This is a genomic window from Bradyrhizobium sp. WSM4873 (assembly GCF_055811355.1).
In genome coordinates, this window is sequence record NZ_JBVVPS010000007.1 from 191,890 (window position 1) to 214,315 (window position 22,426).

Below are 22,426 nucleotides of genomic sequence, written 5' to 3' on the forward strand. Positions count from 1 at the left end.
TCACCAGCCCAGCAATTCCGGCTTGCGCGGCAGCTCGACTGTCTTGACCTTCTCGAGCTTGATCGCGCCCTTGGCCATGAGGTCGTTGAGGTCGCCGTCGGTCGCGCCCGCAATCTTGGTGCGGTAGAGGTCGACTTTCAGCGTGCCGCGGTGGTCCTTGTCGGTCCAGGTCGAGGGATTGCAGACGCCTTCCATACCGGCCGGCACCCAGTCCTTCTTCTGGTAGAAGCCCTTGGCGACGTTCTCGCCGGTAGCGCCGCCGTTCTTGGCGGCCCAATCGATCGCCTCCTTCATGTAGAGCGCCGAGCAGACCGCCGCGATGTAGTGCACGGGGCGATAGACCTTGCCGGTGGGGTCGGACATCTTCGAGATCTCCATCACCGTTTTCATGACGGGCGCATCGCCGCCCCAGCTCACAGCGGTGCGCAGCGGGAAGATCACGCCGTCGGCGGCATCGCCCGCGGTCTTGGCGGCGTTCTCGTCCATGCCCCAGACATTGCCCATGAACTGGATGTCGACGCCGGCGGTCTTGCAGGCCTTCATCACCGAAATGTTAGACGCGGCGGTGTTGCCGAGATAGGCGTAGTTGGCGCCCGAGGATTTCAGGCTCAGGCACTGCGCGCTGTAGTCACCCGGCGCGAGCGCGAACACCAGCGGCGGCAGCACCTCGAAGCCGAGCTCCTGCGCCATGGCTTCGCCGGCGGCCTTCGGTGCGTTCGGATAGGGGTGGTTGGCGCCCATGTGGACGAATTTCGGCTTGCCGGACTTGCCCTTCGCCTTCCAGTCTTCGGCTGCCCACATCAGCATCGCGCGCAGCGAGTCCGAATAGCTCGGACCATAGAAGAAATTATAGGGCGCGGGCTTGGCCTTGCCGCTGACACCTTCGGGATCGGTGAGGGCGGCGGCGTAGGAGCCGGAGAGATCGGGGATTTTATCTTGTGCGAGGAAGCCGGTCAGCGCCTCGGTGTCTGCCGTGCCCCAGCCCATGATCGCCGCGACCTTGGAGTCCGGCGCCGACCACTTCTTGTAGAGCGCGATCGCGCGCGGCACCTGGTAGCCATAGTCGTTGGTGTCGACGTTGATCTGCTTGCCGCCGACGCCGCCGTTCTTGTTGACCCAGGCAAAGGTGTCGGCGACGGCTTGGCCGTAGGGCGTGCCGACGTCGGACGTGCCGCCGGAATAATCGGCGAGATGCCCGATCACGATCTGCGCCTGGGCGCCTGACGAGAATGCGGCGATCGCCAGCGCAAGTGACGCGGTGCTCAAAAAGGATTTTGTCTTCATTGGTTGCCTCCTCCTGTTTATTTGTTGGTTTGCGAGTCGCCCGCGCTCAATGAGAGAACGGGTAGAGTTTCCAGTACGCCTTGATCTGCCGCCAGCGATGGGCGAGCCCGTCGGGCTCGAACATCAGGAACGCGATGATAATCACCCCGATCGCGATCTCGCGCAGGAAGGTGATGTTGTTGTTGAGCGACAGCGCCTTGTCGATCGCACCGCCCTTCAGCGCCACGCTGAGGAACTCCATCGTCTCGGGCAGCAGCACCACGAACGCGGTACCCATCAGCGTGCCCATGATCGAACCGGTGCCGCCGATGATGATCATGGCGAGAAACAGGATCGAGCGTTCGATGCCAAAACCCTCTTGCGACACCACGAGCTGGTAGTGCGCATAGAGCGCGCCGGCGATGCCGGCGAAGAAGGCGGCGAGGCCAAATGACAGCGTGCGGTACTTGGTGAGGTTGATGCCCATGATCTCCGCGGAAAGATAATGGTCGCGGATCGCCACCAGCGCGCGGCCGTCGCGGGTGCGCATCAGATTGGTGACGAGGACGTAGCCTGCAACCACGTAGGCGAGCACGACATAGAAATACTGCCTGTCGCCGCGCAGCGTGTAACCGAAGATCGAGAACGGATTGGCGCTGGCCGGCACCGAGCCGCCGGTGAACCACTCCGCGCGGGAGAAGAAGTCGAGCAGGATGTATTGTGCCGCGAGTGTCGCGATCACGAGGTAAAGCCCCTTCAGTCGCGCCGCTGGGATGCCGAAGATCAGTCCGACCAGCGCAGTGACGACGCCCGCGAGGGGGATCGCGAAGAACACCGGGATCGATGTGCTGTTGGAGATGTAGGCCGAGGTGAAGGCGCCGAGCAGGAAGAAAGCGGCATGGCCGATCGAGATCTGGCCGGTGAAGCCGACCAGGATGTTGAGGCCAAGCGCGGCGATCGAGAAGATGCCGATCTGGATCAGGATGCTGAGCCAATAGCCGCCAAGGAATTGCGGCACGAGGCACAGCGCCAGCACGCCGGCGATCGCAAAGTTGCGGCTGGTGGCGGTCGGGAAGATCGTGGTGTCGGCCGCATAAGAGGTGCGGAAATCACCAGCAGGGATGAGGGCGGGGCCGGCCATAGATCAGATCCGTTCGATGTCGTGGGTGCCGAACAGCCCGTAGGGCTTGATCATCAGCACGATGATGAGGACGTAGAACGGTGCGATCTCGTACAGATTGCCCCAGTGAAGGTATTCGCTGTCGACATATTGCGCGATGTTCTCGAGTAATCCGATGATGATGCCGCCGAGCACGGCGCCGCCGACGGAATCGAGCCCGCCGAGGATCGCAGCCGGAAACACCTTTATGCCGTAGGCGGCAAGACCCGACGATACGCCGTTCACGACGGCAACAACGACGCCTGCCACCGCCGACACCGTTGCGGAGATGGCCCAAGCCATCGCGAACACGCTCTTCACGGAAATGCCGAGCGATTGCGCGACCTGCTGGTTGAACGCGGTGGCTCGCATCGCAAGTCCGTACTTTGAGGCGCGGAAGAACCAGGCCATGCCGATCATCATCGCGATCGAGACGACGAGGCTCATAACATAGACGGTTTGGATCTGCAGCCCGAACAAGCTGACGGACTGGCTCTCGAACACACGTGGGAACGGCTGCGGATTGACGCCGAACATCCATTTCAGCGTCGCCTGCAGCACGGTGGACAGGCCGATCGTCACCATGATGACCGAGATGATGGGTTCGCCGATCATCGGTCGCAGGATCAGGACCTGCACCGCGATGCCGAACACGAACATGAACACCAGCGTCATCGGCATGCCGATCCAGAACGGCACCTGGTATTTCGCGAGCAAGGTCCAGCACACCCAGGCGCCGACCAGCAAGAGTTCGCCCTGCGCGAAATTGACGACCTGCGTGGCTTTGTAGATCAGCACAAACGACATCGCGACCACGCCATAGAGCGTGCCGACCACGAGGCCGTTGACCAGGAGCTGAATGAGAAAGGCGGTGTTCATGTGATATGCTGTCCTTCGCCTCTCCCCGCTTGCGGGGAGAGGCCGACGCGCGTTACGCGCGGCGGGTGAGGGGGAGCCTCCGCATGCGCGGTGCCAATGAGTCCAAGACCGGGCGCGCAAGAAGCCTGCGAGCCGCGTTGACGGACGCGGAAGGAAAACTCTGGTATCGACTGCGCGCCCGCAGGCTGAACGGTTACAAATTCGTCCGGCAGGAGCCGATCGGGCCGTACATCGTCGACTTCATTTGCCGCGAAGCTCGCCTGGTCATTGAAGTGGACGGTGGTCAACACGCCGACAGTGCGCACGACGCAGTGCGGGATAAATGGCTGATCGACCGCAACTATCGGATCCTGCGGTTCTGGAATAACGACGTTTCGAGCAATTTGGTCGGCGTTTTCGAAACGATCGTCACCGCCCTCGCGGAGGCTCCCCCTCACCCGGATCGCTGACGCGCTCCGGCCTCTCCCCGCAAGCGGGGAGAGGCGAAGGGCAGCACCGTTTGCGACGGTAGACTGGCTCACTCGGCGGCCTCCGCCAAATGCCCCGGTCCGCCGAGATCCACCACTCGCAGCGTTGTCCGCACCCTTTGCGTGGTGCCGTCCTGGAAGCGGATCACGGTGTCGACAGGGATGTCGGCTTCGCCGCGGTAGATCGCGTCGATGATGCCCTCGTACTTCTCGTTGATGACGCTGCGGCGCACTTTTCGCGTGCGGGTGAGCTCGCCGTCGTCGGCGTCGAGCTCCTTGTAGAGCAACAGGAAGCGGGAGATGCGCTGTGCCGGCGGCAGCGTCGCGTTGACGGTCTCGACTTCCTTCTTGAGCAGCGCATAAACCTCGGGCCGCGAGGCCAGGTCGCTGTAAGTCGTGAACGAGAGCCGGTTCTTCTCCGCCCATTTGGAGATGATGGAGTAGCGGATGCAGATCATTGCGGCGAGCGCGTCGCGCCCCGAGCCCAGCACCACAGCTTCGGCGATATAGGGTGAGAACTTCAACTTGTTCTCGATGAATTGTGGCGAGAAGCGCTCGCCGCGCGAGGTCTCGGCGAGGTCCTTGATGCGGTCGATCACCACGAGCTGCTTGTCGTCGTTGAAATAGCCGGCATCGCCAGACAGCATCCAGCCGTCCCTGATGTCGGCGACGCTCGCCTCCGGGTTCTTGTAGTAGCCGAGGAACATGTTGGGATGCCGCACCACGATCTCGCCGACGCCGTGGACGTCGGCATTGTCGATGCGGATCTCGACGCTGTCGGCCATCGGCACGCCTGTCGTGTCGGGGTCGACCTTGCCCTCGGGATGCAGCGTGTAGGCCCCCAGCAGCTCGGTCTGGCCGTAGAGGGTGCGCAGCGGGACGCCCATGGCCTGGAAGAACTTGAAGGTCTCGGGCCCGAGTGCCGCGCCGCCGGTTGCAGCTGAACGCAGGCGGGTGAAGCCGAGGCGGTCGCGCAATGCACGGAACAGGATCGCGTCGGCAAAGCCGGAACGCTCGCCCTGTTCGAGCGCGGCAAGCCCGCTCTTCATGCCGATGTCGAACAGGCGCTGCTTGAACGGCGTTGCGTCCATCACCCTGGCGCGAACGTCGGCGGCGATCGATTCCCAAACGCGCGGCGCAAACAGGACAAACGTCGGTGCGATCTCGCGCAGATCGTTCATCATGGTCTCGGGCTCTTCGACGAAGTTGATCTTCATCCGGCACAAGAGGCCTTTGCCGAGTACATAGACCTGTTCCATGATCCAAGGCAGCGGCAGCACCGACACGTATTCGTCGTCCGGCCCTTTCGGATCGAAAGCGAGATATGTCGCGCAGTGGCCGAGCACGCGGCCGGCGGCGAGCATCGCGAGCTTTGGATGCGAGGTGGTGCCAGACGTCGTGCAGAGGATCGCGACGTCCTCGCCCTTGGTCGCGTCCACCAGCCGGTCGTAAAGTTCCGGCTCGCGCGTAGCCCGCGCCCGGCCGAGTTCGGCAAACGTCTCCGCCGACATCAAGCGCGGATCGTCGTATTTCCGCATGCCGCGCGGATCGGAATAGATGATGTGCTTCAGCTTTGGGACGCGGTCGGCCAGGGTGAGCAGCTTGTCGACCTGCTCCTCGTCCTCGGCGAAAACGAGCTGCGCTTCGCCATAATTGAGGAGATAAGAGGCTTCCTCATCGAGCACGTCGCGATAGAGCCCGAGGCTCAAGCCTCCGATCGCGTGGGTCGCGATTTCCGCCGCGACCCAGTCCGGCCGGTTGTCGCCGATGATGCCGACGACATCTTCGCGCCCAAGGCCCAGTTCGATGAGGCCGAGCGCGAAATCGCGCACCCGCGTCTGGTAGGCGTTCCAGGTGAACGGGCGCCACAGCCCGAGATCCTTTTCGCGCAGCGCGATCTCGTTGCCGTACTCCTTCGCATTGAGCCGGAGCATCTTCGGATAGGTGTCGGCCTGCGCGACGCGGCCTGCGTAATCCATCATGCCGCGCTCTCCTGCGCCGGCGGAGCATCGTCAGGATCGACCAGCACCTCGTCCTCTTCGCCGAGATAGGCGCGCCTGACGTGGGGATCAGCGAGCACGGCGGCCGGATCGCCCTCGGCGATCTTGCGGCCGAAATCCAACACCATGACGCGGTGGGAGATGTCCATTACCACGCCCATATCGTGCTCGATCATCACCACGGTCATGCCGAACTCCTCGTTGAGATCGACGATGTAGCGGGCCATGTCCTCCTTCTCCTCGAAGTTCATGCCGGCCATCGGCTCGTCGAGGAGAATGAGGCGCGGCTCCAGCGCCATGGCGCGGGCGAGCTCGACGCGCTTCCGCAAGCCGTAGGAGAGAGTGCCGGCCGGCGCCTTTCGCACCGACTGGAGATCGAGGAAATCGATGATTTCTTCCACCTTGCGGCGGTGCTCGAGCTCTTCCTTGCGCGCGCCGGTGAGCCAGTACAGCGAGCCCGTGAGAAAATTGTTCTTCAGGAGGTGATGGCGGCCGACCATGACGTTGTCGAGCACGCTCATGTGGTGGAACAGCGCCAGGTTCTGGAAGGTGCGGCCGATGCCGAGCGACGCGCGCGCGTTGGGCGTCAGGCCGGTGATGTCGCGGCCCTGGTAGAACAGCTGGCCTTCGGTCGGCTTGTAGCGGCCGGAAATACAGTTCACGATCGAGGTCTTGCCGGCGCCGTTTGGGCCGATGATCGAGAACAACTCGCCTTCCCTGATGGCGAAGCCGACATCGGCCAGCGCACGGACGCCGCCGAATCGCAAGGACACGCCGCGCACTTCAAGACTGGTAGCCACCAAACAGATCCCTCCCGGTGATGGCGCATTCAGTGGCGCTCTTCGTCCGTTCTGTCGGGCGATCCTAGTACGGCCGTGCCGGTGAGGCCATGCAGCAGATGGTCTCGACCGGAGCCGCGCCACTCTCGTTCCCGTTTGGGATCAAAAGCCGCATCGCCCGAGGTGGTCCTCAATAGGGGAAAGCGCTATTTTGAAATGTCTCCCGCCTGACAATTCTGCGACAAAGTTTTTTGGGCGCTCGCAGCCTCCATCTTTCGTCTGATGGTAGCCGAGACGATCATGCTGCATTGCAGCAGAACAGGAGTGACGAACGGTGCGGCGGGCTTCGGGTTCATGATTTCAGAGGATCAATTGAAGCGCGTCGCTGCCTGGTCGCGCGAGCTCACGCAAGCGGAGATCGAGGTCGCTCGTGCCGGGATCACGGAGCGGTCCTACGGCACCGGCGAGACCGTCTTCATGCGCGGCGACACGTTCGACTATTGGGCCGGCATGGTCTTTGGGCTTGCCCGGATGGGCGGGGTCTCGCGCGACGGCAAGGAGACGAGCCTGGCGGGGTTGACGGCAGGGGCCTGGTTCGGCGAAGGCAGCGTGCTCAAGAACGAGCCGCGCCGCTATGACGTCGTCGCGCTGCGCAACAGCCGCGTCGCGCTGATGGAACGCAGCGCCTTCATGTGGCTGTTCGAGAACAGCGTCGGCTTCAACCGCTTCCTGGTGCGCCAGCTCAACGAACGGCTCGGCCAGTTCATCGGCATGCTCGAGGTCAACCGCACGCTGGATGCCACCGCGCGGCTTGCCCGCAGCATCGCCTCGCTGTTCAATCCGATCCTCTATCCGGAATCGACCGCGCATCTGGAGATCACCCAGGAGGAGATCGGCGCTCTTTCCGGCATGTCCCGCCAGAACGCCAACCGCGCGCTGAACCGGCTGGAGAAAGAGGGGCTGCTGCGGCTGGAATATGGCGGCGTCACGATCCTCGATATCGAGCGGTTGCGCGGTTACGGAGACTAGAGTTCCTCGTTCGTCATCGCGTATTGGCGGGGGCGTGCAGCGGCCAGAGGTCGGCGCGCCAGCGCACCGCGATCGCCATCATTGCGATGAGCCCCGAGACGGCATAGAGCGACCCCGTCGCGGAATAGCCGATGACGTCGATCAGGCTGCCGGCCGCGAGCAATCCGAGCGGCAGGCCGTAGATCACCATCATGCGCACGCCCATGACGCGGCCGCGAAGGTGTGCGCTGGCCGTCCGCATCAGGATCACGGCAGCTGATATCATCGACATGCTCTGGGCGATGCCGGCGAGCACAAGGCAGGCCATCGCCACCGGCATGGTCCTGATCTCGACGAACACCAGCAGCATGGCGTACCAGGCCAGCGTCGCGCCGATCAGGAGCCGGGCAATGCGCAATCCGCTGACGAGGCTGAGCGTGATGGAGCCGATCAGCGAGCCGACGGCGAAGCTCGCCGAGAGATAACCGAGGCCGGTCTGGTCGGTGTGAAAGATGTCCCGCGCGATGTAGGGCAGCAATCCGCCGGTGAAAGGAAAGGCGGTCAGGTTGGCCAGGAAGGCGACGCATAGCGCCGCGCGCATTCCTGGGCCATTCCAGGCGTAGACGATCCCCTCCTTCAAATCGCCCAGCAATCTTGAAACGGCGCGGCTGTCTGCCGGAAGATGAGTCGTGGCAATGGTCCTTTCCGGCCGGGTCAGGCAGAGCATGAGCAGCGCGGCCGCGAGATAGAGGCAGACGATCACCACGTAAACGAGGCCAATGCCGAGGACGGCGAACAGCCCGGCACCGGTCAACGCGCCGGCGATGCGCGCGCTATCCTGGGTCGTGCGCGCAACGCTGATGGCGCCCACCAGTTGCTCGGTCGGCATGATCTCGGCAAGCAGCGCGCCGCGAACGCCGAGGTCAGAGGGGCGAATCAGGCCCATGATCGCGACGATGATCATGACGCTTGGCGGTGTCAGGTGACCGGTCAGTGCCAGAGTCATGATGGTCGAAGCGAGCACCATATAGGCAAGACGCATCGCGACCAGAAGATCGCGATGACCCACGCGGTCGCCGATCATCCCGAACACCGGCGCCACCAACGTCCCGACGAACTGGAGCGACGCAAGCACGGTGAGCAGCAGCACCGAGCCGGTCTCGACCATGATGTACCAGCCGAGCACCAGCGTCTCGATCTCGAATGCCCAGGAGGTGAGCAGATCGGACGGCCACTGGAAGCGATAGTTGCGGATGCGGAATGGCGCGAGCGCGGAAAGACGTATGGTCGTGCTCAACTCTCGACGACGGGTATCACGGCGATTCCCTGCCCTTTGTTATTCGTTTTTCTGCTCGCAGGGTAACCCCGACGATCCCGGTGTCAATCGGCGCTGCCGCATAGTGCCATGCTCGCCGACGAAGCGCGATCAATGCGCAGGAGCTCGCTTCCGCTCCGCCAGGGCCGCCGCCATGGCCGAGATCAAGGGCCGCATGAAATAGGCTTCCTCAGGCGGCGAGACGTCGGTGCGCAGGCCATGCGCGGCGAGCTCGCCCGAGACAGCCGGCCCCACCGAGGCGATCAAGGTGCGCTCGAAACCCGCGCGCAGCTTCGCCTCGCTGCCGTGCGCTCTCGCAGCTTCGATCAGCCGTCGGACCTGGCCGAGATTGGTTAGCGCGATGGAATCGATCCGCCCTTCGGCCATGTCGTCGATGGCGGCGACGATGCTGGCATCCGCCGCCTTGGAATCGTAGGCATAGGGCAGCACGGTATCGACTTCGGCACCTTGCGCCGACAGCGCACCGGTCAGCGCGCTGTGATCCTTCTCGGGATAGAGCTGCAGGCCGAGGCGGTGCCCCTTCAAATCGAGAGTGCCCAGCATCTCGATCACGCCCTCGGTGGTCGGCTTCTCCGTGGTCTGCTGCGCCTCGAGCCCGACTTCGCGCAGTGCCTTGCCGGGTTTCGGGCCACGGGTGAATTTTCGCGATCTGGCAAGCGCCGCCACGAGAGCCTGGTCGAGTCCTCGCGCGACGGCGAGCTTCATGATCCGCCGCAGCCCTTCGCCGGTCATCAGCACGAGATCGTCGAAAGGCTTGTCGATGGCGCGGCGGATCCAGGCCTCGACCGGGGCGGGGTCCGGCGCATCCTGGATTGTGAACATCGGGCATTGCACGACCTCGGCGCCTTGCTCGGCCAGCAGCTTCGAAAACTGCGCCTCCTCGCGCGTTTCCAGGATCAGGATGCGGGTGCCGTTCAAGCGGTCGGCCATGGGTGAACTCCGGTCAGTCAAAGCAATCATACGTTTATCCTGACTCCACGGTCGGGATTGGCGCAAGGTGGGGTCGGTGATAGAGCAGGGCGCAAATCGCGGATCGTTCCGCAGCCGCTGCCCAAACCTTCATCAAGGCCCATTGTTTCAAAGACCATGCCCGATCATCAATATGTCCTGACCCTGTCCTGTCCGGATCGTCCCGGCATCGTCTCGGCGGTGTCGACCTTCCTGGCGAATTCCGGACAGAACATCCTCGACGCCCAACAGTTCGACGACACCGAGACCAACAAGTTCTTCATGCGGGTAGTGTTCACCGCCGCCGATCTCGCCGTGGAGCTGTCGGCGCTCCAGACCGGCTTTGCCGCGATCGCCGAACGCTTCGGCATGGAATGGCAGATGCGCGATCGGGCCGCGCACCGCAAGGTGATGCTGCTGGTGTCGAAGTCCGATCACTGCCTGGTCGACATCCTCTATCGCTGGCGCACCGGCGAGTTGCCGATGACTTTGGCCGCCATCGTCTCCAACCATCCGCGCGAGGTCTATGACGGGCTCGATTTCGGCGGGGTTCCGTTCCACTATCTGCCTGTTACGAGAGAGACCAAGCGCGAGCAGGAGGCGCAGATCCTCGATCTCGTCGCCAAGACCGGGACCGATCTCGTCGTGCTCGCCCGCTATATGCAGATATTGTCCGACGATCTCTCGGCAAATCTGTCGGGACGCTGCATCAACATCCACCACTCGTTCCTGCCGGGTTTCAAGGGCGCAAAACCCTATCACCAGGCTCATGAGCGTGGCGTCAAGCTGATCGGCGCCACCGCGCATTACGTCACGCGCGACCTCGACGAGGGCCCGATCATCGACCAGGACGTCGAGCGCATCAGCCATCGCGACACGCCTGAGGATCTCGTCCGCAAGGGCCGCGACATCGAGCGCCGCGTGCTGGCGCGCGCGATCCGCTACCATCTCAACGACCGCGTCATCCTCAACGGCCGCAAGACCGTGGTGTTCGTGGATTGATTTGTCCCCACCTCTCGCCGCAAGCGGCGAGGGGGCGCGACTTAACGCACCGCAGCGCCGGACGCTGAGCCCGTTGCGCCCTTTTGCGCCTGCTCTTCCTTTTCGCGATCCGCTGCAGGCATCAGCCGCTTGCGCTCGCGCTCCTTCATGAAGGCATCGTATTGCGGCGTGCCCGCCCGCGGCGGGGCGTCCGCCGGCAAGCCGCCGGCCCATTGCGGGACGTAGTCGCCCATGCCGGACGAGAGCTTTTCGTTGACGGTGCCGCAGCCGGACAGACCCGCGGAGAGCGCGAGGAGGATCAGGAGGGAACGGGCGGATCTGGGCATTGTACGGAGGCGAGGTCAGTCGTGTTGGACGCCAGGTTAGGCTGTCGTCGGGAGAGTAGCCTTCAACAAGGTAAAATAGACTTATTCGAGGTGGGTAATTTGATACCGTAGTGTGCCGACCCAGGCCTTGCCGATGTTCAAATTCTGCAAACAAAAGACGAAATCCTCCATCCACCCGGCCGGCAGCGCTTCTAGACTGCGGCAAGGGATCGCCACAAAGTGCCTTGATCGGGAGATAGGGCTTTTTCGTTGACAGGTCCATTTTGTTTGTACAATCGTACAAATGATGGCGACGACAATCACGATACCGGGGTTACCCCGACGTGACTCGATATCGCTTCTGCCGTCGGCAATCGGAAGGCTCGGCTTGCGCCGAATGGTCGCCAAACGTCCGATTGACAATAAGGGCGCGAAAGACGCCATGTGGCGCGCGGCATCACGCGTGCGTGAGCTAAACTTAAAGGGAAGGACCGGGCACTCGGTCCGACGCACAAGAGATCAGGAATGAAGGGGAGGGACATCTGATGTTCGAACGCAAACAACTGTCTCGTAAGACTATTTGGGCCGCAGCAGCTACCGCCATCGCAGGCCTGGTGGCCATCGCTCCGGCCAAGGCCGAGGACAGCGTCAAGGTCGGCCTGATCCTGCCGATGACCGGTGGTCAGGCTTCGACCGGCAAGCAGATCGAGAACGCGATCAAGCTCTACATGCAGCAGAAGGGCGACACCGTCGCCGGCAAGAAAATCGAGATCATCCTCAAGGACGATGCTGCGATTCCGGACAAGACCAAGACCGCCGCGCAGGAGCTGATTGTCAACGACAAGGTCCATTTCATCGCCGGCTTCGGCGTGACCCCGGCCGCGCTCGCGGCGGCGCCGCTGGCCACGCAAGCCAAGATCCCGGAGGTCGTGATGGCAGCCGGCACCTCCATCATCACCGAGCGCTCGCCCTATATCGTGCGCACCAGCTTCACGCTGGCGCAGTCCTCCACCATCATCGCCGACTGGGCTGTGAAAAACGGCATCAAGAAGGTGGCGACCCTGACTTCGGACTACGCGCCGGGCAATGACGCGCTCAACTTCTTCAAGCAGAACTTCACCGCCGGTGGCGGCGAGGTGGTCGAAGAGGTGAAGACGCCGCTTGCCAATCCCGATTTCGCACCGTTCCTCCAGCGTATGAAGGATGCCAAGCCTGACGCGATCTTCGTGTTCGTGCCGGCCGGCCAGGGCGGTAACTTCATGAAGCAGTATGCCGAACGCGGACTCGACAAGGCCGGCATCAAGGTGATCGGACCGGGCGACGTGACTGACGACGACCTCCTCAACAACATGGGCGACGCCGTGCTGGGCACGGTCACCGCGCACCTCTATTCGGCGGCGCATCCCTCGCAGATGAACAAGGATTTCGTCGCGGCCTACAAGAAGGCGTACGGAAACCGGCCGGGCTTCATGGCGGTGAGCGGCTATGACGGCATTCACCTGATCTACGAAGCGTTGAAGAAGACCAATGGCGACACCGACGGCACCAAGCTGGTCGAAGCCATGAAGGGCCAGAAGTGGGAGAGCCCGCGCGGGCCGATCTCGATCGACCCCGAGACGCGCGACATCGTGCAGAACATCTACATCCGGAAGGTCGAGAAGGTTGACGGCGAGCTCTACAACGTCGAGTTCGCGACCTTCGAGGCCGTCAAGGATCTCGGCAAGACCAAGAAGTGACGCGCGAAAGCGCGTCATCCCCAGCGCGCGTAGCGCGCATCGGGGATCTCGCCCGCCACTCTCGTCATGCTCGGGCTTGACCCGGGCATCCACGCGAGAACCGAACCAAGAACGTGGATGGCCGGGACAAGCCCGGCCATGACGATAACTCCAAGCTGAGACGATGACCTCAATCCTCACCAACCTGTTCGATGGCGTTGCCTACGGCATGCTGCTGTTCGTGCTGGCTTGCGGGCTCGCGGTCACGCTCGGCTTGATGAACTTCGTCAACCTCGCCCATGGCGCCTTCGCCATGGCCGGCGGCTATGTCTGCATGGTGCTGGTCAACCGGATGGGCTGGCCATTCTTCGCTGCATTGCCGCTTGCCTTCGTCTCCTCTGCTGCGATCGGCATCGTCCTCGAGCGCACGTTGTACCGACACCTCTATGCGCGCGGCCATCTCGATCAGGTGCTGTTCACGATCGGCCTGACTTTCATGTCGGTCGCGGCGGTCGATTACATCCAGGGCTCGTCGCGGGTCTTCATCAACTTGCCGACCGCGCTCCAGGGCCAGTTCGACGTGTTCGGCGTCGGCATCGGCCGCTACCGGCTGATGATCATCGTGATCTGCGGGCTGCTCACCATTGCGCTCCAGATGGTGCTGGCGAAGACGCGGTTCGGCAGCCGCCTGCGCGCCGCGGTCGACGATCCCCGCGCCGCGAGCGGCCTTGGCATCAACGTCCCGCAGGTGTTCGCCTTCACATTTGCCTTTGGCTGCGGCCTGGCCGGTCTCGGCGGCGCGCTGAGCGCCGAGATTCTCGGCCTCGACCCGTACTTTCCGCTGAAGTTCATGATCTACTTCCTGATCGTGGTCACCGTCGGCGGCTCGTCTTCTATCACCGGCCCGTTTTTGGCCTCGCTGCTGCTCGGCATCGGCGACGTCGCCGGCAAATATTACGTCCCGAAGATGGGACCTTTCGTGATCTACACCATGATGATCGTGATCCTGATCTGGCGCCCGAACGGTCTGTTCGGCCGCACGGCCGCGCGTTGAGTTCCCCGATGAGCGCCTCCTCCGACGTCGGCTATCACGCCCAGCGCCAGGCACGCTGGCACTATGGCGAGGCCGCTTTCTGGCTGATCGTGCTGGCCTGCGGCTTCGTATTTCCTACGCGCTACCTGATCATGACGGATATCCTGCGGCTCGCGCTGTTTGCGATGTCGCTCGATCTGATCCTCGGCTACGCCGGCATCGTCTCGCTCGGCCATGCCGCCTTCTTCGGCGTCGGCGCTTACGCCGCCGGGCTTCTTGCGCTGCACGGGATCATCAATGAGCCCGTGCTTGCGCTTGTCGTCGCCGGCCTTGTCGCGATGGTGCTCGGCTTCGCCACCAGCTTCCTCGTGATCCGCGGCGTCGATCTGACGCGGCTGATGGTGACGCTCGGCATCGCGTTGCTGCTTGAGGCATTGGCCGAACGTTTCTCCAACATCACCGGTGGCACCGACGGTCTGCAGGGTATCGAGATGCAGCCGATCTTCGGCGAGATCCCATTCGACATGTTCGGCAAGACCGGGTTCTTCTATTCGCTCGCCGTTCTGTTTCTGTTGTTCCTGTTCGCTCGCCGCGTCGTGCACTCGCCGTTCGGTCTGTCATTGCGGGCGATCAAGAACAACCCGCTCCGCGCGGCCGCCATCGGCATCCCCGTCAACCGCCGCCTGATTGCGATCTACACGCTCGCGGCATTCTATGCCGGCATCGCAGGCGCGCTGTTCACCCAGACCACCGCGATCGCCTCGCTCGACGTGTTCTCCTTCGAGCGCTCGGCGGACCTGATGCTGGTGCTCGTGATCGGCGGCACCGGCTATCTCTATGGCGGGCTGATTGGCGCGGTGCTATTTCGTATGCTCCAGGAATTGTTCTCGACCATCACCCCGCAATATTGGCAGTTCTGGATAGGCCTCGTGCTGGTCGTGATCGTCCTGGTCGGCCGCCAGCGCCTGCATCGCTGGATGCTGTATTTGCCCAATCTGGTCATCAAGCAGATAGCCGGGCGCAAGGCCGTCGTCGCCGTGCCGGAGAGCGACGCATGACCATCGCGCTCGAAACCCAAAATCTCGAAAAGCAATTCGGCGGTCTGCGTGTCACCCGCGACTTGTCGCTAAAAATCGAACAAGGTGCCCGCCACGCGTTGATCGGCCCGAACGGCGCCGGCAAGACCACGGTCATCAACCAGCTCACCGGCGTGCTCAAGCCGAACTCGGGCCGTATCCTGCTCGAAGGCCAGGACATCACCGATCTGCCCGTGCACACGCGCGTGTTGCGCGGCCTGTCGCGCACCTTCCAGATCAACCAGCTCTATCCCGACCTGACCCCGCTCGAAACCATCGGTCTCGCTGTCTCCGAGCGCCTCGGCCATGGCGGCGACTGGTGGCGGCGGATGGGCACGCGCAGCGACGTCAACGGCGAGATCGCCGACCTCCTGACGCGCTTCCACCTGCTCGATGCGATGAACGAACAGACGGTGACGCTGCCTTATGGCAAGCAGCGCCTGCTCGAGATCGCGGTGGCGATCGCCGCCAAGCCGCGCGTGCTGCTGCTGGACGAGCCCGCCGCCGGCGTGCCCGAGAGCGAGCGCCACGACATCCTCGCCGTCGTAGGCAGCCTGCCGCGCGACGTGACCGTGCTGCTGATCGAGCACGACATGGACCTCGTGTTCTCCTTCGCCGACCGCATCTCCGTCCTGGTCTCCGGCGCCCTGCTCACCGAAGGCCCGCCCGAGCAGGTCGCGCGCGACCCGCAGGTCAAGGCGGTCTATCTCGGCGAGGAGGCGGTCAATGTCTGACCTGCTCGCGATCGACTCGCTTCGCGCCGGCTACGGCGAAGCCGTGGTGCTGCCGAACATGTCGCTGCGTCTTGCCGAAGGCCAGGTGCTGGCGCTGTTGGGGCGCAACGGCACCGGCAAGACCACGCTGATCAACTCGATCGTCGGCGTCACCCGGCGCTTCTCCGGCACTGTCGGGCTGGCCGGTACCGACGTCACCACCTTGCGGCCCGACCAGCGGGCCCGCGCCGGGATCGGCTGGGTGCCGCAGGAGCGCAACATCTTCCGCTCGCTCACGGTGGAGGAGAACATGTCCGCAGTGGCCCAGCCCGGTCCCTGGACCGTCGAGAGGGTCTACGAGATGTTCCCGCGGCTGAAGGAGCGGCGGAGCAATTTTGGCAACCAGCTCTCCGGCGGTGAGCAGCAGATGCTGGCAATCGGCCGCGCGCTGACCCTCAATCCGAAAGTGCTCCTCCTGGACGAGCCGACCGAGGGCCTTGCCCCCATTATCGTCGAGGAGCTCTTGAAGGCGATCGGGACCATCACGCGGGCCGGCGGCATCTGCTCGATCATCGTCGAGCAGAATGCCCAAAAGATTCTGGGGCTGGCAGACCGTGTTGTGATATTGGAGCGCGGAACGATCGTCCACGACGCCCCGAGCGCCGCGCTGAAGGCCGACCCGTCGGTCCTCGAGCGCCACCTCGGCGTTGCAGGGGCGGCGGCCCACTAAAAAATTCACGGGAGTTTAAGAATGCAGCGAACCAAAGCCCCCTTCCGCGCCGACGAGGTCGGCAGCCTCCTGCGTCCCGCCAAGATCAAGGAAGCCCGCGCCAGGCTGGAGAAGGGCGAGATCTCAGCCGACGATCTGCGCAAGATCGAGGACATGGAGATCGAGAAGGTCGTGCATAAGCAGGCCTCGCTCGGCCTGAAGCTCGCAACCGATGGCGAATTCCGCCGCTCCTGGTGGCATTTCGACTTCCTGGCCAAGCTCACCGGCTGCGAAATGTTTCATCCCGACACCGGCATCCAGTTCGCGGGCGTCGAGACCCGGCACGACGCGGTGCGCGTGATCGGCAAACTCGATTTCCCCGATAACCACCCGATGCTGGATCACTTCCGCTTCCTGAAGAAGGTCGCCGACCAGGCCCACGTCACCGCCAAGATGACGATCCCGTCGCCGGCGGTGCTGCACTTCCGTGGCGGCCGCAAGGCGATCTCCAAGGACGTCTATCCGGATCTCGACGCCTTCTACCAAGACCTAGGCAAGACCTACCGCAAGGCCGTGAAGGCGTTCTACGACGCCGGCTGCCGCTATCTCCAGTTCGACGACACCGTGTGGGCCTATCTCTGCTCGCCGGACGAATTGCAGAAGGCGCGCGAGCGCGGCGACAATCCCGAGGGTCTCCAGCAGATCTATGCGCGCGTCATCAATTACGCGCTGGCGGAGAAGCCCGCCGACATGGTGGTGACGACGCATGTCTGCCGCGGCAATTTCCGTTCGACCTGGATTTCCTCAGGCGGCTACGAACCGGTTGCCGAGACCATGCTCGCCGGCACCAATTACGACGGTTATTTCCTCGAATACGACAGCGACCGCGCCGGTGGCTTCGAGCCGCTGCGCTTCCTGCCCAAGGGCAACAAGGTCGTCGTGGTCGGCGTCATCACCTCGAAGTTCGGTGAACTCGAGAACAAGGACGCGATCAAGCGCCGTCTCGAGGAAGCCGCCAAGTTCGCCCCGCTGGAGCAGCTCGCACTCTCCCCGCAGTGCGGTTTCGCCTCGACGGAGGAGGGCAACGTCCTCTCCGAAGAGGAGCAGTGGGCCAAGCTCAGCCTCGCCGTGGAGATCGCGAAGGAAGTGTGGGGCCAATAAGGCTCCACTCGCTCATTGTCATCCCCCGCGAAAGCGGGGAATCCAGTACGCAGCAGCTTTTCCGCATCTCTCGCTATCTCGGACTACTGGATCGCCCGGTCAGGCCGGGCGATGACACCGAACGAGTGGCGGGTGGCATCGCGCTCCTGTAAGCGGGATACAAACGCCCCTCACTTCTCCGCCAGATAAACCTCTCCCAGCAGCGACGAGTTCGACCACGGCACCTGCTTGCTCTTCGTGGTCGACACCACCTCCGCCCGCACCCGCGTCAGCATCTGCTGCACTTCCAGGCCGGGCGTGCCGAGATGGCGGGAGAGCGCAGCGGAGAACGGCGAGTTGGCGCCTTCACCGTCAAGCGCGACCTGGCCCGGCGCAGTGGCGAAAGCGATCAGCGTGCCGGCGCCGAGCGTCGCGCCGGCGCCCAGGCTCGTTGGCGCTGCGAGGCCCGAGGCAGCTTCGATGGCGCGGCTGGTGCCGGCCGATGCGACCTGCTGTGCCATCGGATTGTTGCGGCAGGCATCGAAGATCAAAATGTTGGTGCGGACCTGGTCGTCGAGGCCGGCCATGATCGTGTCCATGTCGATCATCGCGTCCGTCATCCTCGCGCCCGGCTTGAGTTCGACGTCGACGGGAATGAGATAGTTGCGGCCCTCGACCTGCACGCCGTGACCGGCATAGTAGACCACCACGACCTGCGCCCGCGCCGCCTCCCGCAAGAAGTCACGCGTCATCTTCTGCATCGCTGCGCGGTCGAGATCGACGCCTTCTGACACAGTGAAGCCGATGTTGCGCAGGCTCTTCGCGACGGCGCGCGCGTCATTGGGCGGATTGGGCAGCGCCTTGACATGCGCATAGGCGCCGTTGCCGATGATCAGCGCCATGCGCGTGCCGCGCGCGGCCGGAGCAGGCGAGGGGGGCGGCGCGGCACCCGTCTGCTGGGGAGCCGGTGCCTGTGCCGGCTCGGTCGTCGGTGACGGCGCATCGCGCGGGATCGGTGCGCTTGCGTCGGTGATCAGCGACAGCCGCACCTTTGCGGTGGCTTGATTGGCCTTGCTGCCGGCATCTGAAGCCGTGATTGCCAGCGTCGCCTTGTAGTCGTCCCTCGCGTGCGCGTAATCGCCTTTCGCCTCATAGGCCAGCGCGCGATGGGTGTAGCCCGAGACCAGAACGCTGTTCGGCGGCGTCATGATGTTGACCGGCGGCTTCTCCCTTGCGAGCCGGATCGCTTCGCTGCCGTCGGCAATCGCGCGATCGTAATCGCCTCTGACACGCCAGATCGCAGTCCGGTTGATCAGCGGCTGCGGCAGCGTCGGGTCGAGTCGGATCGCTTGGTTGATGTCGGCCAGCGCGCCGTCGAGATCGCCGAGTGCCTCCTTCGCGATGCCGCGGTTCTGGAACGAGAATGCCGATCTGGGATCGGCCTTGATCGACATATCGTAATCGGCAATGGCCTTGGCGTAGTCGCCCTTGCCGCGCCAGGCATTGCCGCGATTGTGGAAGATGGTGCCATCAGGCGGGCCAAGCTTCAGCGCATCGTCGAAATCGGCGACCGCGATCTCGTAGTCGCCTTTGTCGTAATACGCCGAGCCGCGCAGGTTGTAGACGGCCTGGCTCGGATGGAGCCGGACCGCTTCCGTGGCGTCAGTGATGACCTTGGCGTAATCGCCCTTCTTATTCCAGCCCACCGCGCGCCAGAAGTAGACCGTTGCGAGCTGCTCGCCTTTGAACACCTTCAGCGCGATGATCTTGCTGCAGGCGTCGATCATCTGGTCCGCCGGCGTGGTGTCGGTGGTGCAGAGCGGCCCAAGCTGGTTGCGCGCCTGCGCAAAAGCGGGCGCCGACCACAGCGTTGCGGCGAGCAGGCAAAGCGCGACGAGCAGGCGACGCATCGGTGGTGGTCCCGTTGAGGAGAGGCGTCTGTTTGTTGCCCGGCAGGGCATGGTGGTTCACGGCCTGGCTGTTGTGCACACGGCAACGGGGGCGGCTCTATCCCTATTCCCTTAGTGGGCAGATTTTGCTAGGAGGTGCTACCCAACCTTCCTGCCCACCGCGTCCCACTTCATGAAGAATGACGAAATCCTGAGCCAAATCACCGAGTTCTGCCGTAAGGCGGACATGGCGGAGTCGACGTTTGGCCGGCGCGCGGTGAACGATGGGAAGCTCGTGCACCGCCTGCGCGAGGGCAAGCGCATCACGATCGACACGCTGGACCGAATCCAAGCCTACATGGCCGCGTCGATGGCCGGCGGCGTGCCGCCGCCGCGGGGGCTTCAGGTGCCCCCCGAAAAGCGCGATCCGCGCGGCAATTTCCGCTTTTTTGAGAACCGGCAGAAATACCTGCTGTTTGTCCACACTTGCAGTGAGAAGCGGGTGGTCGCCGAGCGCGTGGCGCTGGAGCTTGCCAGCATCCATCCCCGGCCGCCGGCGCTGCGCGTGTTCGATGCCGGCGTTGGCGACGGCACGGTGCTGGCCCGCGTGCTGCGCGCGATGCATCAGCGCTTTCCGCACATGCCCTTCTATGTCGCCGGCAAGGAGCTCAGTCTCGAGGACCTCCGCCTGACGCTGGACAAGGTGCCGGACCGCATTTTCGAGCATCCGGCCTCGGTGTTCGTTTTTACCAACATGCTTTACGCGGAGGCGCCCTGGCTCACGCCGGCATCGCCTGCGGCGGCCGCCGCGACAGTCTGGCACGAGGTTCCCCTGCGGGGGGCTTCCTCGGGCGAGTTCGAGACGCAAATCGCGGAGTTGAAGCCGTTTTTGGAGCAGAACTGGCGCGCGGCGGTCAGCCCGCGCACGGGGATGCCGCTCTATGAGCGGCCTGTCGTGCTGGTGCTCTACCGTGAAGATCAGCGGTTTTTGCTCGATTCGACCATTCCACGGCCGGGCCAGGCCGAGGCCAATTTCGATCTCGTTATTGCATCCCAGCCATACCGGGCGCTGTCCTCGGTCAATTTCCGGGCAAAACGGATCATTGCGCCCCTGGCGCGGGCCTTGCGGGCAGGCGGCCGCCTGATCGGAATTCACTCCCACGGGCAGGATCCGGGCATGGAGATGATCCAGGCGATCTGGCCCGGAGAAAATCCTTTCTCGGTGAGCCGTCATGAGCTATTGCGCGCGGTGAAGTACGAGCTCGGCTCGGTGGGCCGCGACTTAAATTTTAATGCTTACGCTGATAACCGCTCGATCTTCAGGTATGATATGGAAGCGCTGCCCAACGAGGTGACAGGCACTATCGGAACCTCGACGGCCTTTGCAGCCTGGAATGCGGCGGTGTATGTCGCTCAGATTGAGGACGACCGGTTGACGGAAATGACTCAAAACGGCCGCACTCTGGATGCCGCCAGGGACGTGCTGCGAAAGTACAATGGGCTCTGGTTTCTCGACGAATCCTACGTCATCTCGCGCCGGCGTGATTGACATCATTCAAAGCTAAACATCGCAAACGCCCGCCAGCTAGCGGCGGAACAAGGGGTTACTGATGCGCGCGTCCTATCTCTTCACCAGCGAGTCCGTGTCCGAAGGCCATCCGGACAAGGTGTGCGACCGGATCTCCGACGAGATCGTCGATCTGTTCTACCGCGAAGGACCGAAAGCCGGCATCGATCCCTGGCAAATTCGCGCCGCCTGCGAAACGCTCGCGACCACCAACAAGGTCGTGATCGCCGGTGAGACCCGCGGTCCCGCATCCGTCACCAACGAGCAGATCGAAGGCGTCGTGCGCGCCGCGATCAAGGACATCGGCTACGAGCAGGAAGGTTTCCACTGGCAGAAGGCCGACATCGAGATCCTGCTGCATCCGCAGTCCGCCGACATCGCGCAGGGCGTGGATGCGCTGCAGCCGGGCGAGGTCAAGGAAGAGGGCGCGGGCGACCAGGGCATCATGTTCGGCTACGCCACCAACGAGACGCCGGATCTGATGCCGGCGCCGATCTTCTACGCCCATAAGATCCTGCGCCTCATCTCGGAAGCGCGCCACTCCGGCCGCGAGAAGGTGTTGGGCCCGGACTCCAAGAGCCAGGTCACCGTGCAGTACGAGAATGGCAAGCCGGTCGGCGTGCGCGAGATCGTGGTGTCGCATCAGCATCTCGTCGAGGACATCTCGTCCAAGCAAATTCGCGACATCGTCGAGCCCTACGTGCGCGAGGCGCTGCCGAAGGAATGGATCACTGCGAAGACCATCTGGCACATCAACCCGACCGGCAAGTTCTACATCGGCGGTCCCGACGGCGATTCCGGCCTGACTGGCCGCAAGATCATCGTCGACACCTATGGTGGCGCGGCTCCGCACGGTGGCGGCGCGTTCTCCGGCAAGGATCCAACCAAGGTCGACCGCTCGGCCGCCTATGCGGCACGCTACGTCGCCAAGAACATCGTCGCGGCCGGTCTTGCGGATCGCTGCACATTACAGCTCGCCTACGCCATCGGTGTGGCGCGTCCGCTGTCGATCTACATCGACACCCACGGCACCGGTAAGGTGTCGGAGGAACAGCTCGAGAAGGCCGCTGCCAAGGCGATGGATCTCACCCCGCGTGGCATCCGCAGCCATCTCGATCTCAACCGCCCGATCTACGCGCGCACCTCCGCCTATGGCCATTTCGGCCGTACCCCCGACAACGAGGGCGGCTTCTCCTGGGAGAAGACCGATCTCGTCGAAGCGCTCAAGCGCGCGGTCTAAACGCTCTTACCTCGCCCCGCTTGCGGGGAGAGGTCGCCGCGAAGCGGCGGGTGAGGGGACTCTCCACTGGCTCAGTGCGCGGATGGAGCCCCTCACCCCAGCCCTCTCCCCGTAAGAACGGGGAGAGGGAGAAGACTGTGCCGCAAGGCGCTTCGTTTGCTTCGTTACTGACACGCCAGACCCACCACTAGGAAACAG

At 63.6% G+C, this 22,426-nt stretch carries 20 protein-coding genes; 11 read left to right on the forward strand and 9 right to left on the reverse strand.

All coding sequences use genetic code 11. The features are described 5' to 3' along the window. Genes AC0L21_RS13245 through AC0L21_RS13255 form a run of 3 tightly spaced genes read right to left on the reverse strand, consistent with a single transcriptional unit; the run spans position 1 to position 3,301 of the window. Complete coding sequence (locus AC0L21_RS13245) at positions 1-1,284, reverse strand: ABC transporter substrate-binding protein (RefSeq protein WP_473262014.1); 1,284 nt, start codon at positions 1,282-1,284, stop codon at positions 1-3. A 46-nt stretch (positions 1,285-1,330) separates the two neighbouring features. After that, the gene (locus tag AC0L21_RS13250) at positions 1,331-2,404 is read right to left on the reverse strand and encodes a branched-chain amino acid ABC transporter permease (protein WP_473262016.1); all 1,074 of its coding nucleotides are present in this window, start codon (positions 2,402-2,404) and stop codon (positions 1,331-1,333) included. A 3-nt stretch (positions 2,405-2,407) separates the two neighbouring features. Continuing rightward, on the reverse strand, positions 2,408-3,301 hold the full coding sequence (locus AC0L21_RS13255; protein WP_007612526.1) for a branched-chain amino acid ABC transporter permease: 894 nt from the start codon (positions 3,299-3,301) through the stop codon (positions 2,408-2,410). Positions 3,302-3,384: 83 nt separating this feature from the next. On the opposite strand from AC0L21_RS13255, the gene AC0L21_RS13260 reads away from it, so the two are divergent. Next, the gene (locus tag AC0L21_RS13260; protein WP_473262018.1) at positions 3,385-3,750 is read left to right on the forward strand and encodes an endonuclease domain-containing protein; all 366 of its coding nucleotides are present in this window, start codon (positions 3,385-3,387) and stop codon (positions 3,748-3,750) included. Between the two features lie 68 nt (positions 3,751-3,818). Here the strand turns inward: AC0L21_RS13260 and AC0L21_RS13265 are convergent, their stop codons facing one another. Beyond that, positions 3,819-5,750 carry an AMP-binding protein gene (locus tag AC0L21_RS13265; protein ID WP_473262020.1) on the reverse strand — a complete coding sequence of 644 codons (1,932 nt, stop codon included), beginning with the start codon at positions 5,748-5,750 and terminating at the stop codon, positions 3,819-3,821. Beyond that, a complete protein-coding gene (locus AC0L21_RS13270; protein ID WP_473262022.1) occupies positions 5,747-6,568 on the reverse strand; it encodes an ABC transporter ATP-binding protein in 822 nt (273 codons plus the stop codon). Before AC0L21_RS13270 ends, AC0L21_RS13265 begins: the two co-directional genes overlap by 4 nt. 333 nt (positions 6,569-6,901) lie before the next feature. Here AC0L21_RS13270 and AC0L21_RS13275 point away from each other — a divergent pair, with 333 nt between their 5' ends. After that, entirely contained in the window at positions 6,902-7,576 is a 675-nt protein-coding gene (locus AC0L21_RS13275; protein ID WP_106946375.1) for a Crp/Fnr family transcriptional regulator, read from the forward strand. A gap of 13 nt (positions 7,577-7,589) precedes the next feature. Here AC0L21_RS13275 and AC0L21_RS13280 read toward each other — a convergent pair whose 3' ends face one another. Together AC0L21_RS13280 and AC0L21_RS13285 are read right to left on the reverse strand one after the other, a co-directional pair. Continuing rightward, complete coding sequence (locus AC0L21_RS13280; RefSeq protein WP_473262024.1) at positions 7,590-8,852, reverse strand: MFS transporter; 1,263 nt, start codon at positions 8,850-8,852, stop codon at positions 7,590-7,592. A 129-nt stretch (positions 8,853-8,981) separates the two neighbouring features. Beyond that, positions 8,982-9,821 (reverse strand): uroporphyrinogen-III synthase, encoded by an 840-nt coding sequence (locus AC0L21_RS13285; protein WP_473262026.1) that lies wholly within the window; start codon positions 9,819-9,821, stop codon positions 8,982-8,984. Positions 9,822-9,977: 156 nt separating this feature from the next. On the opposite strand from AC0L21_RS13285, the gene purU reads away from it, so the two are divergent. After that, positions 9,978-10,841, forward strand: coding sequence for a formyltetrahydrofolate deformylase (gene purU, locus AC0L21_RS13290; RefSeq protein WP_027519019.1), 864 nt, complete (start codon positions 9,978-9,980; stop codon positions 10,839-10,841). A gap of 41 nt (positions 10,842-10,882) precedes the next feature. On the opposite strand, the gene AC0L21_RS13295 is transcribed toward purU, so the two are convergent. Further along, positions 10,883-11,167 carry a hypothetical protein gene (locus AC0L21_RS13295; protein WP_247290188.1) on the reverse strand — a complete coding sequence of 95 codons (285 nt, stop codon included), beginning with the start codon at positions 11,165-11,167 and terminating at the stop codon, positions 10,883-10,885. Positions 11,168-11,691: 524 nt separating this feature from the next. Between AC0L21_RS13295 and AC0L21_RS13300 the strand changes: the two genes are divergently transcribed. The 6 genes from AC0L21_RS13300 (at position 11,692) to AC0L21_RS13325 (ending at position 17,553) form a co-directional block, all read left to right on the forward strand. Next, entirely contained in the window at positions 11,692-12,882 is a 1,191-nt protein-coding gene (locus AC0L21_RS13300; RefSeq protein ID WP_473262028.1) for an ABC transporter substrate-binding protein, read from the forward strand. A gap of 163 nt (positions 12,883-13,045) precedes the next feature. Next, positions 13,046-13,915, forward strand: coding sequence for a branched-chain amino acid ABC transporter permease (locus AC0L21_RS13305; protein ID WP_473262030.1), 870 nt, complete (start codon positions 13,046-13,048; stop codon positions 13,913-13,915). Between the two features lie 8 nt (positions 13,916-13,923). Continuing rightward, positions 13,924-14,952, forward strand: a complete 1,029-nt coding sequence (locus AC0L21_RS13310) for a branched-chain amino acid ABC transporter permease (protein ID WP_473262032.1) — start codon at positions 13,924-13,926, stop codon at positions 14,950-14,952. Further along, positions 14,949-15,704, forward strand: a complete 756-nt coding sequence (locus tag AC0L21_RS13315; RefSeq protein ID WP_473262034.1) for an ABC transporter ATP-binding protein — start codon at positions 14,949-14,951, stop codon at positions 15,702-15,704. The genes AC0L21_RS13310 and AC0L21_RS13315 overlap by 4 nt, the downstream gene beginning before the upstream one ends. Further along, complete coding sequence (locus AC0L21_RS13320; protein WP_027519013.1) at positions 15,697-16,413, forward strand: ABC transporter ATP-binding protein; 717 nt, start codon at positions 15,697-15,699, stop codon at positions 16,411-16,413. The genes AC0L21_RS13315 and AC0L21_RS13320 overlap by 8 nt, the downstream gene beginning before the upstream one ends. A gap of 21 nt (positions 16,414-16,434) precedes the next feature. Further along, entirely contained in the window at positions 16,435-17,553 is a 1,119-nt protein-coding gene (locus tag AC0L21_RS13325; protein ID WP_473262036.1) for a cobalamin-independent methionine synthase II family protein, read from the forward strand. A gap of 170 nt (positions 17,554-17,723) precedes the next feature. On the opposite strand, the gene AC0L21_RS13330 is transcribed toward AC0L21_RS13325, so the two are convergent. Next, a complete protein-coding gene (locus AC0L21_RS13330; RefSeq protein WP_473262038.1) occupies positions 17,724-19,442 on the reverse strand; it encodes a caspase family protein in 1,719 nt (572 codons plus the stop codon). A 172-nt stretch (positions 19,443-19,614) separates the two neighbouring features. On the opposite strand from AC0L21_RS13330, the gene AC0L21_RS13335 reads away from it, so the two are divergent. Then, positions 19,615-20,970 (forward strand): hypothetical protein, encoded by a 1,356-nt coding sequence (locus AC0L21_RS13335; RefSeq protein ID WP_027519010.1) that lies wholly within the window; start codon positions 19,615-19,617, stop codon positions 20,968-20,970. A gap of 61 nt (positions 20,971-21,031) precedes the next feature. After that, positions 21,032-22,228, forward strand: coding sequence for a methionine adenosyltransferase (gene metK / locus AC0L21_RS13340; protein WP_007601978.1), 1,197 nt, complete (start codon positions 21,032-21,034; stop codon positions 22,226-22,228). Positions 22,229-22,426 lie beyond the last annotated feature (198 nt).

What these genes read in the sequence shown, in the direction of transcription:
- AC0L21_RS13245 (WP_473262014.1), bottom strand. Translation starts at nt 1,284, where the DNA reads ATGAAGACAAAATCCTTTTTGAGCACCGCGTCACTTGCGCTGGCGATC.
- AC0L21_RS13250 (WP_473262016.1), bottom strand. Translation starts at nt 2,404, where the DNA reads ATGGCCGGCCCCGCCCTCATCCCTGCTGGTGATTTCCGCACCTCTTAT.
- AC0L21_RS13255 (WP_007612526.1), bottom strand. Translation starts at nt 3,301, where the DNA reads ATGAACACCGCCTTTCTCATTCAGCTCCTGGTCAACGGCCTCGTGGTC.
- AC0L21_RS13260 (WP_473262018.1), top strand. Translation starts at nt 3,385, where the DNA reads ATGCGCGGTGCCAATGAGTCCAAGACCGGGCGCGCAAGAAGCCTGCGA.
- AC0L21_RS13265 (WP_473262020.1), bottom strand. Translation starts at nt 5,750, where the DNA reads ATGATGGATTACGCAGGCCGCGTCGCGCAGGCCGACACCTATCCGAAG.
- AC0L21_RS13275 (WP_106946375.1), top strand. Translation starts at nt 6,902, where the DNA reads ATGATTTCAGAGGATCAATTGAAGCGCGTCGCTGCCTGGTCGCGCGAG.
- AC0L21_RS13285 (WP_473262026.1), bottom strand. Translation starts at nt 9,821, where the DNA reads ATGGCCGACCGCTTGAACGGCACCCGCATCCTGATCCTGGAAACGCGC.
- purU (WP_027519019.1), top strand. Translation starts at nt 9,978, where the DNA reads ATGCCCGATCATCAATATGTCCTGACCCTGTCCTGTCCGGATCGTCCC.
- AC0L21_RS13295 (WP_247290188.1), bottom strand. Translation starts at nt 11,167, where the DNA reads ATGCCCAGATCCGCCCGTTCCCTCCTGATCCTCCTCGCGCTCTCCGCG.
- AC0L21_RS13300 (WP_473262028.1), top strand. Translation starts at nt 11,692, where the DNA reads ATGTTCGAACGCAAACAACTGTCTCGTAAGACTATTTGGGCCGCAGCA.
- AC0L21_RS13305 (WP_473262030.1), top strand. Translation starts at nt 13,046, where the DNA reads ATGACCTCAATCCTCACCAACCTGTTCGATGGCGTTGCCTACGGCATG.
- AC0L21_RS13310 (WP_473262032.1), top strand. Translation starts at nt 13,924, where the DNA reads ATGAGCGCCTCCTCCGACGTCGGCTATCACGCCCAGCGCCAGGCACGC.
- AC0L21_RS13315 (WP_473262034.1), top strand. Translation starts at nt 14,949, where the DNA reads ATGACCATCGCGCTCGAAACCCAAAATCTCGAAAAGCAATTCGGCGGT.
- AC0L21_RS13320 (WP_027519013.1), top strand. Translation starts at nt 15,697, where the DNA reads ATGTCTGACCTGCTCGCGATCGACTCGCTTCGCGCCGGCTACGGCGAA.
- AC0L21_RS13325 (WP_473262036.1), top strand. Translation starts at nt 16,435, where the DNA reads ATGCAGCGAACCAAAGCCCCCTTCCGCGCCGACGAGGTCGGCAGCCTC.
- AC0L21_RS13330 (WP_473262038.1), bottom strand. Translation starts at nt 19,442, where the DNA reads ATGCGTCGCCTGCTCGTCGCGCTTTGCCTGCTCGCCGCAACGCTGTGG.
- AC0L21_RS13335 (WP_027519010.1), top strand. Translation starts at nt 19,615, where the DNA reads ATGAAGAATGACGAAATCCTGAGCCAAATCACCGAGTTCTGCCGTAAG.
- metK (WP_007601978.1), top strand. Translation starts at nt 21,032, where the DNA reads ATGCGCGCGTCCTATCTCTTCACCAGCGAGTCCGTGTCCGAAGGCCAT.